Source organism: Schlesneria sp. (genome assembly GCF_036405755.1).
Classification (GTDB): Bacteria; Planctomycetota; Planctomycetia; order Planctomycetales; family Planctomycetaceae; genus Schlesneria; species Schlesneria sphaerica.
Map to the genome: position 1 here is coordinate 1 of NZ_DASWWZ010000189.1, position 8,983 is coordinate 8,983.

The window sequence follows — 8,983 nt, forward strand, 5'->3', positions numbered from 1 at the left end:
CAGCGGAGAACGATTTCGCCCGCACGCATCGACCGAGCGCCTCGGCAAGGTTTCCTTGCGTGAGCCGGTCACGCTGCAGTACCGAACGGCGGATGGAAACGAGTATCTCGTGACCTACGTCTCGGTGAATGTCGACCAGCGGCCCGGAGCCCTGGAGTTGACCGAACCGCTGAGCATGACAGACCACTTCGTCCGCACTTCTCTCTACAGAAAGATCGCCCTGACGGCGATCGTTGTCGCGGGCAGCATCGGAGTCACGCTGCTGCTGGGGATCTGGCTGGTTGGTTGGCCACTGAAGCGCTTAATCGATAAGGCGCGCCGGGTCGGAGCAGGGGATCTGACCGAGCCGATCGAGCTGCGAAGTCGCGACGAACTTTCCGAACTGGCTGACACGCTGAATCAGATGTGCGAAAGTCTGCTGGAATCCGAGCAGCGCATTCGGCAGGAAGCGGATGCCCGCATCGCCACCATCGAACAACTGAGACACGCAGATCGTCTGCGGACAGTTGGCCAGCTTGCCTCAGGTGTGGCTCATGAACTCGGTACTCCCCTGAACGTCGTGACGGGCCGCGCGAGTCTCATCACGTCGGGACGCCTCGCTCCGGACGCAATCGTCGAAAGTGCTCAGATCATTAAAGCCCAAGCGGAACGAATGGCAACGATCATTCGACATCTGCTCGATTTTTCTCGCAGCGGAAAGTCACACCGGACAAACGTTGACCTGCAAATGATCATGCGCGAGACGTCCCAGATCCTCAACCAGCTCAGCCACAAGCATGAAGTCGATCTGGTGGTCCGAACTTCGCCCGAGCCGATGATCGCGTGTGTCGATCCAGGCCAAATTCAGCAGGTGTTGACGAATCTGGTCGTCAACGCCATTCAGGCGTCCGATCCCGGGGGGCGAGTCGCCATTTCTGTGACCGAAGATCGCCGGTCGCCCCCTGCAAGTGACGCGGTACCTGCTGATTACTTTTGCATTTGTGTTGACGACAATGGACATGGCATTCCCCCGGAGATCCGTGGCCGTGTCTTTGAACCGTTTGTCACCACCAAAGATGTGGGCGAGGGGACCGGCCTGGGACTCTCGATTGCTTATGGAATCGTGCGCGAGCATGGGGGATGGATTGACGTTCAATCCGAAGTCGGTCGAGGAAGTCAATTCCGAGTCTATCTGCCGAAGGATCATGTGAAATGCCCGGCCGAGTGATGATCGTCGATGACGACCAGAGCATGTGTGAATTGATCGAAGCGGATCTGAGTTCACGCGGATTTTCTGCCAAGTGGACCACGTCCGCCAGCAACGCACTGCGCGAGATCGAAGCCGGACCGTTCGATGTGGTCCTGACCGACCTGCAGATGCCGGGAATGAACGGACTCTCGTTGTGCGAACGGATCGTGGCCAACCGTCCTGACATCCCCGTGATCGTCATGACCGCTTTCGGAAGTCTGGAAACCGCCGTCGCAGCCATGCGCGTAGGGGCTTATGACTTTGTCAGTAAGCCCGTAGAACTGGACATTCTTGCTCTGCGGATTGATCGCGCCATCCAGCATCGCTCACTGTCAGAGCAGGTACGCGTGCTGAGCGATCGCGTGCAGCAATCCGGCCGATTCTCGAAACTGCTGGGGGAAAGCACCGCGATGCAGCGATTGTTTGAGGACCTGAGGCGCGTCTCCGGCACGGATGCGTCGGTACTCATCACCGGTGAAAGCGGCACGGGAAAAGAGCTGGTGGCGCGGGCCCTGCATGAGCAAAGCCGACGCCAGTCCAAACCGTTCGTGGCGATCAACTGTGCAGCCTTGCCCGAATCTCTGCTGGAAAGCGAACTGTTCGGTCACAAGCGAGGTGCTTTCACCGATGCCGTCTCAGACCAGCGTGGCCTGTTCGTTCAGGCCGATGGCGGAACACTGTTCCTGGATGAACTGGGAGAATTTCCCCTCACTCTTCAGCCGAAGCTGTTACGGGCTCTGGAAGAGCGAACCGTCAGACCCATTGGCAGCGAAAAGGAGATCCCTTTCGATGTTCGCCTGATCGCGGCCACCAACCGTGACCTGGAAACGGCCGTCGAAGAGAAGCGTTTCCGGGAAGATCTGTACTTTCGGGTGAACGTCATCCAGATCAAACTCCCGCCGCTGCGGGCTCGCGGCACCGACATCCTGTTACTCTCGCAGCACTACCTTCAGCAGTTCGCCAGCGCGAACGGCAAGCAGGTGGTGGGGCTCTCTGACGCCACCGCAAAGAAATTGATGGACTACTCCTGGCCGGGCAATGTTCGAGAACTGAGAAACGCGATCGAGCGAGCGGTTGCCCTGGCGCGGTTCGATCGGATTGCCGTCGATGACCTGCCTGACAAGATCCGTAACTATCAGGGTTCTCAACTGGAGCTGGGGGGAGATAATCCAAGTGAACTGCTGACGATGGAAGAGGTCGAACGACGCTACATTCGTCACGTCCTGAAAGCGACGCGAGGGAACCGGACCACGGCTGCCCAGGTCCTGGGGTTCGACCGAAAGACGCTTTACCGAAAGCTCAAGCAGATGGGGGACGACTCTCCGGAAGACGCCACGGTCTGACAATCCCTCTGGCCGATCTTGTCGGTAACCCGCACGGTTCTCCTGACAGTCAACACACGACAGCGAGCCGCATTCCTGTCGTCACCCGAGTTCAGTCAGCAAACGCTCCCATGTTCCAGGCGCGCCCCCGGGGCAGAATTCCCCGCTGGGGCACAATGCCCCGTGGCAACACGGGCCCGCGACGCCCTTTCGCCCAGTCGATCGCGGCATCCTCTTTTTCGGCATCTCTTGAACTCCTTGTGCAGAAATGACTTACAAGCCAATCATTTTTGCTGACGTTCGAAGAAGTTGAAAAAAAATCTTCTGGCATTCCACTTGCGAATACCCCATTCGCCATCAAGTTCGTCGTGTGAAACGAACTGTTGGGAGGCTTGTCTCAACAATTCAACGGGAGGTGCAATTATGGAAGAACGATGTTTGACAATCAAAAACGCGAATCTCGCGAGTCGCCTGACGATCGCCGGCACACTTTTGTTCGGAGGCCTTGGATATATGGCATTGGCGACACCTCCTCATGTCGCAGCCAACCCCGAGAAGGGGGCCGTTTCCGCCTCCAGTTCCGAGAAAGCGATCCAGAACCTGGAACAGTCCGGGCAGGCTTTTTCAGCAATCGCCAAGCGCCTTACTCCGGCAGTGGTCTCACTCAAGGTCGAAAAGAAATCTGGCCCCGACGTCCTGGGTTCCGCTCCAGATGACTCATCCAACCCCCTCAACGATGAGTTGATGAAGCGGTTCTTCGGCGACCGGATTCCCGAAGGACTGCGGCAGCGACAGTTGCCAGGTCCGAAGAATCCGGTTGTCGGCCAGGGTTCAGGATTCGTTGTGTCTCCCGAAGGCTTCATCCTGACGAACCACCACGTGGTGGGTGACGCCAGCAAGGTGACTGTCCGATTCCATGACGGCCGGGAAATGCTCGCCAAGGTCATTGGTAGTGATCCTCAAAGCGACGTCGCGGTCATCAAAGTCGATGGCAAGAACCTGCCAACACTTCCACTGGGGGATTCGTCCACGACCGAAGTGGGTGAGTGGGTCCTCGCTTCAGGAGCTCCTTTCGGACTGACGCACACCCTGACCGCAGGGATTGTCAGTGCCGTGGGTCGAAACAGCGTGGGGATCAACAACTACGAAAACTTCATCCAGACGGATGCAGCGATCAACCCCGGTAACTCGGGTGGACCGCTGGTCAATCTGCGAGGCGAAGCGATTGGCATCAACACCGCGATCTTCAGCCGGTCCGGGGGTTCGGTGGGACTGGGATTCGCCATCCCCATTGACATGGCCAAGCAGGTCTACGAACAGATTCGGGATCACGGGACCGTTGTTCGTGGCTACATGGGGGTCCGGATTCAGGCCTTGAATCAGGATCTTGCCGAACAGTTCGGGCTGGATGACCCACACGGTGTGTTGATTGGAGATGTCCAGAAGGGTGCTCCGGGTGAAAAGGCTGGCCTGAAACAAGCGGACGTGATCGTCGAACTCGACGGAAAAGTGGTTCAGGAGGCAGCTTCATTCCGAAACTCCATCGCAATGCGGGCACCAGGATCTCAGGTCAATCTGACGGTGCTCCGGGATGGCCAGCGAATTACGGTGCCCGTCACGCTGGACAAGCTTCCTGAGTCCGCAACGACCGCAGCGGTGAAGGAAACGCAGAAGTCGGCTAACCCCTGGGGCTTCTCGGTTCAGCCACTGACGTCTGACCTGGCGAAGAAGTTTGGCTACTCCGAAGACTCGGGCGTTGTGATCACCGAAGTGACGCCCGGTTCTGCAGCGAGTGACGCGGGCCTGGAACCAGGCATGCTGATTCAGCAGATCAACCGCAAGAAGGTTCAGTCGGCCGAAGAGTTCAACGAAATCTTGAGCAATGAAAAAGATGCCAAATCGATGTTGCTGCTGGTTTCGGACGGAAAGAACTCGCGGTTCGTCGTCTTGAAGACGGAAAACTGATCGCTGTGACGGATGACGAAATGCAGGCTACGGTGGCCGAACGCTTCCCTGGAAGTTAAGCGTCACCTGCACGAGTGACGTCTGGGGGCCTGCAAGCCCCAGGTTTCCCTGCACAGGGAGCGTGAAAGGCGGAAGGACACAAGTGGTTCTTCCGCCTTTTTTCGTTGGCCTGTGCTTCTTCGTTTGTTCCGACCTGTAGAATGGGACTGACGGATCCGCACCGCAGTGGAACGTGGTTACCCGTCCGGTGCACGGATCCCTGCTGTGATAAAACCGAGCCGTCACGCCTGAATTGAAGAATGGGTTGATGTGATGAGTCCATCGAGCGAGCAATCCAGCCACTCCGTCGAAAACAGCGGGACGGACAGTCCTCCGTGCAAACTGTCCATCGAAACAATTGTCGAAACCGCGATCTACGGCGATTGCCTCGACGAGCTGGAACGCTTCTATACCGACGTAATGAACCTTCCGGTGATGGCGAAGGAACTAGGACGCCACGTCTTCTTCGCTGCAGGGCCATCAAGCGTCCTTCTGGTTTTCAATCCCCAGACGACATTGCAGGGGCATGTCTTTCCCCCGCACGGAGCGACCGGGCCGGGACACGTCGCGTTTGGAGTGCGGCACGAGACTCTGGATGCGTGGCGGGCGAAACTCCAGGCGCACGAGATTGAGATCGAGAAAGAGCACCATTGGCCGAAGGGAGGAATCTCGCTCTACCTGCGAGACCCCGCAGGGAATTCCGTCGAATTGATCACTCCCGGAGTCTGGGGAACTCCCGCGGGCTGGTAGAGGCTGGCTCATGACGTGGCAGGGGCCCTCATGAATGCCACGGCCGCATTTCTGGAAGGTCACTTCGCTATCCCTTCACCGGTCGACGCCATCCGTTTTGAGGGACTAGTTCTGGCTTCCCGAAAGCACCTTTCCAAGGCTGCCCCCGTCGCTGAAAAACCTCATTTTTTATTGCGTAAATTGCAGTTGAGAACAGATCGGCTGAGTTGAGATCATCGCTCAAAAAGAGTATCATTTTCCTCTTACAAAGTGCATGAGATGGCATTGCGCAACTGCGGTGCCTACGACCTTTCCGGAACGAGTTTTCTGGGGCGTTCCGCTCGATCGAATCGAGTCACGGTCAGATAAACCTCGTTCGATTTGAGGAATTCACGATTGGCTACTGGCGACGGAACTCCTGACGGCTCAGATCTGCCCCTTGATCCTCTGACCTCCCATGGCACGAATGATCGCGTACAGGATATCGCGATTCAGGATGAGATGCGGACGAGCTACGTCACGTATGCCATGTCGGTCATCATCAGCCGCGCCTTGCCCGATGTTCGCGACGGTCTGAAGCCTTCGCAGCGGCGTATTCTTGTCGCGATGAACGATTTGAATCTCGGTCCGAACTCGGGTCGAGTCAAATGTGCAAAAATCTGCGGTGACACCAGCGGTAACTACCATCCCCACGGTGATGGATCGATCTATCCAACCCTCGTCCGAATGGCGCAAAGCTGGAACGTTCGTGACGTACTGATCGACAAGCAGGGGAACTTCGGTTCTCTCGCAGGGATGCCACCTGCGGCAATGCGGTATACCGAAGCTCGACTCTCGGCCGTTGCGTCCGAAATGCTGGACGACCTGAAGCGTGATACGGTCGACTATGTGCTCACGTACGACCAGCGAAACCGGGAACCGGTCGTCCTTCCGTCCCGCTTTCCCAACCTGATCGTCAATGGATCGAACGGGATTGCGGTCGGGATGGCAACCAGCATTCCGCCCCACAACCTGGGAGAAGTTTGCGACGCTGTTGTTCGCCTGATCGATGACCCCGAATGCACTCTCGACGAGATCATCGAATGCATGCCCGGTCCCGACTTCCCCACTGGCGGTGTGATCTGCGGTCGCCTGGGCATTCGTCAGGCCTACCTCACCGGCCGTTCCACGATCGTGCTGCGTGCCCGCACCAGGTTCATCACGGAAAAGAACACCGATGTTATCGAAGTGACCGAGATCCCGTATCTCGAGACACGCGACCGGATTCGTGAGAAGATCGAGCAACTGATCAAGGACGATCGGATCAAGGGGATCGCCCGCGTCACCGACCTGACCGACCGGACGTTGCCCGCCTGGCAAACCCGTCTGCATATCGCGGTCAAACGGGGGGAAGACAAAGAGGTCGTCCTCAACCAGCTTTTCCAGTACTCGCCACTGCAGTCGACGGTCAGCATCATCCTGCTGGCCCTGGTTGGCAACCGGCCAAAGCTGCTCTCGCTGAAAGAGATGCTGGCCGAGTTCATCCGACACCGCGTCACGGTGCTGCGTCGCCGTACAGAATTCCTGCTGGGCGAAGCACGCAAGCGAAAGCATACCGTCGAAGGGATGCTGATTGCCCAGATCAACCTCGACGAAGTGATCTCGACGATCCGCAACTCGCCAAGTCGTGCCGAAGCAAAAGACCGTCTGCAATTGATCCAGGTTCCCGCGCCACTGGTCAAGCGGGCGCTGGGTGACAGTGGCTTCGAGATGTACCAGAGCGAAGTCGGCGAAAAAGAGAGCTATTCTCTGTCTGCCAATCAGGCGGAAGCCATCGTCTCGATGCAGCTCGGTTCGCTCGCCAATCTCGAACGCGAAAAGCTGAACGAAGAACACACCAAACTGCTGGCCGATATCAAAGGCCATCTGTATCTGTTGTCGGACGAAGCCAACATTCGGGCCGTCGTCCGGGACGACATGTTGGCGCTCAAGGCCAAGTATGCCACCAAACGGCGAACCGAAATCAACGACCTGGAACTCAGCGGCATCAACCAGGAAGACCTGATTGCCGAAGAGCCGATGGTGGTGACGCTTTCGCAACGTGGCTACATCAAGCGCATGCAGCTCAACACCTATCAGGCTCAGAATCGCGGTGGCAAAGGAATCATCGGCGCGAAAGCTGATGAGGAAGACGCGATTGAGCACCTGTTCGTGGCAAGCACCCATGCCTGGCTGCTCTTCTTCACCGACAAGGGGAAGGTTCTGTGGGAAAAGGTCTACAACCTGCCGCTGCAGAACCGCACCAGCAAGGGACGTGCACTGGTCAACCTGCTCGCCCTGCCGGAAGGGGATCGCATCAGCAGCTGTGTTGCCGTACGCGAATTTGATGACGAGCGATTCCTGATCATGGCCACCCGCAACGGGGTTGTGAAAAAGACACCGTTGTCCGCCTACAAGCGCCCCATGAAGGGGGGGATCATTGCGATCAATCTGCGTGACAATGATCAGTTGATCGAAGCGATGATCGTCTCCCCGAACGAAGATGTGCTCCTCGCGACGAAGAGGGGAATGGCGATCCGCTTCACCGAAACCGATGCTCGCAGCATGGGACGCAATACCAGTGGCGTACGTGGCATCCGTCTGAAAAAGGACGACCTGGTCATCGGTATGGTTCTCGCCGATCCGACGATGAGTCTTCTGACGGTCTGCGAAAATGGTTACGGCAAGCGAACTGCCATCGGTATCGGCGGCCTGGCCTTAGACGACACGTTGTCCACGACCAGCGACGTTGCCTCTGATGCTCCTCTCGACGATGAAGCGGCGCTTGCCGAGGACGAAGTCCCTGAAGACGAAACCGTCTCAGAAGATACCGAGACCGATTCTGAAGAAGTGGAATCCGGTGACGAAGCAGTCGGCTCCTCAAACCAGTATCGCCGACAAAAGCGTGGCGGGATGGGTGTGAAGGACATCAAGACCACGGAACGTAACGGCAATGCGGTGAAGATTCTCGCGGTGGCAGAGCAGGACGAAGTTCTGATGGTGACCGCAACGGGCAAGATCCAGCGTATTCGTGCGGGAGATATCAACGAGATTGGCCGCAATACGCAGGGCGTCAGAATTATCCGGCTGGAAGAGAGTGATAAACTGGTCAGCATGGCTCGCATCCCTGCGGATCTGAGTGCTGCTGCCGCCGCCGTCGCGAATGAGGCTGAAGCTGCCGCAACGAAACCACCCGAAGTCGCTCCGCCTTCACTCCCGAACGACGCGGCCCAGCCGGATTCCCCTGATCAGGAATAAACGGATCAGAAGCAATCGGACCGCCCCGGCGGCCCGCCTCTCAGTGGTTTTCCATTGTGATTCGGTCCGTCACCTCGGTGGATTCCAGCAGGCGACGAGCCACACCGCCCATTCATGGCAGTGTGGCTTGTCGTCTGATAGCAGATCGGTCGTTCTGCTGGCCTCACGCAAAGCGACAGGTCTCGAAGAACAGCCGTTTCCGGCGACCGAACAGGCGATTCATGACAGTGCTGCGTCCTTCAATGCTTCGCTTGCAGCCCCTGTAAATTCACGACAGGCTGCTCATCTTGTTCCATGCGTGCTGACAGAATCACGGGATCCTCGGTCTGTGCAGTCAGGTCCTCACAAAACAGTGTCTGCTTCAGGGGTTGGTCAATGCCGATCGTCAACATTGCGTCGCACCTGAAACAAATGGCTCAGCAGC

6 protein-coding genes are annotated in these 8,983 nt (G+C 57.6%); 5 read left to right on the forward strand and 1 reads right to left on the reverse strand.

The window, feature by feature from the left end; genetic code table 11:
- The 5 genes from VGE80_RS06300 to gyrA all read left to right on the forward strand — a co-directional run.
- Positions 1 to 1,207 (forward strand): sensor histidine kinase (locus VGE80_RS06300; protein ID WP_440592062.1); only part of this gene is annotated, 1,207 nt, incomplete at its 5' end.
- Entirely contained in the window at positions 1,192 to 2,571 is a 1,380-nt protein-coding gene (locus tag VGE80_RS06305; RefSeq protein ID WP_373651109.1) for a sigma-54-dependent transcriptional regulator, read from the forward strand. The genes VGE80_RS06300 and VGE80_RS06305, both read left to right, overlap by 16 nt.
- Positions 2,572 to 2,988: 417 nt before the next feature.
- Positions 2,989 to 4,515, forward strand: a complete 1,527-nt coding sequence (locus VGE80_RS06310) for a DegQ family serine endoprotease (RefSeq protein ID WP_373651108.1) — start codon at positions 2,989 to 2,991, stop codon at positions 4,513 to 4,515.
- Positions 4,516 to 4,827: 312 nt separating this feature from the next.
- Positions 4,828 to 5,304: a VOC family protein gene (locus tag VGE80_RS06315; RefSeq protein ID WP_373651107.1), complete on the forward strand. Its 477-nt coding sequence runs from the start codon at positions 4,828 to 4,830 to the stop codon at positions 5,302 to 5,304.
- Between the two features lie 375 nt (positions 5,305 to 5,679).
- Positions 5,680 to 8,559 (forward strand): DNA gyrase subunit A, encoded by a 2,880-nt coding sequence (gene gyrA, locus VGE80_RS06320; RefSeq protein ID WP_440592063.1) that lies wholly within the window; start codon positions 5,680 to 5,682, stop codon positions 8,557 to 8,559.
- Positions 8,560 to 8,798: 239 nt separating this feature from the next.
- Here the strand turns inward: gyrA and VGE80_RS06325 are convergent, their stop codons facing one another.
- On the reverse strand, positions 8,799 to 8,951 hold the full coding sequence (locus tag VGE80_RS06325) for a hypothetical protein (RefSeq protein WP_440592064.1): 153 nt from the start codon (positions 8,949 to 8,951) through the stop codon (positions 8,799 to 8,801).
- Between the last annotated feature and the right edge of the window lie 32 nt (positions 8,952 to 8,983).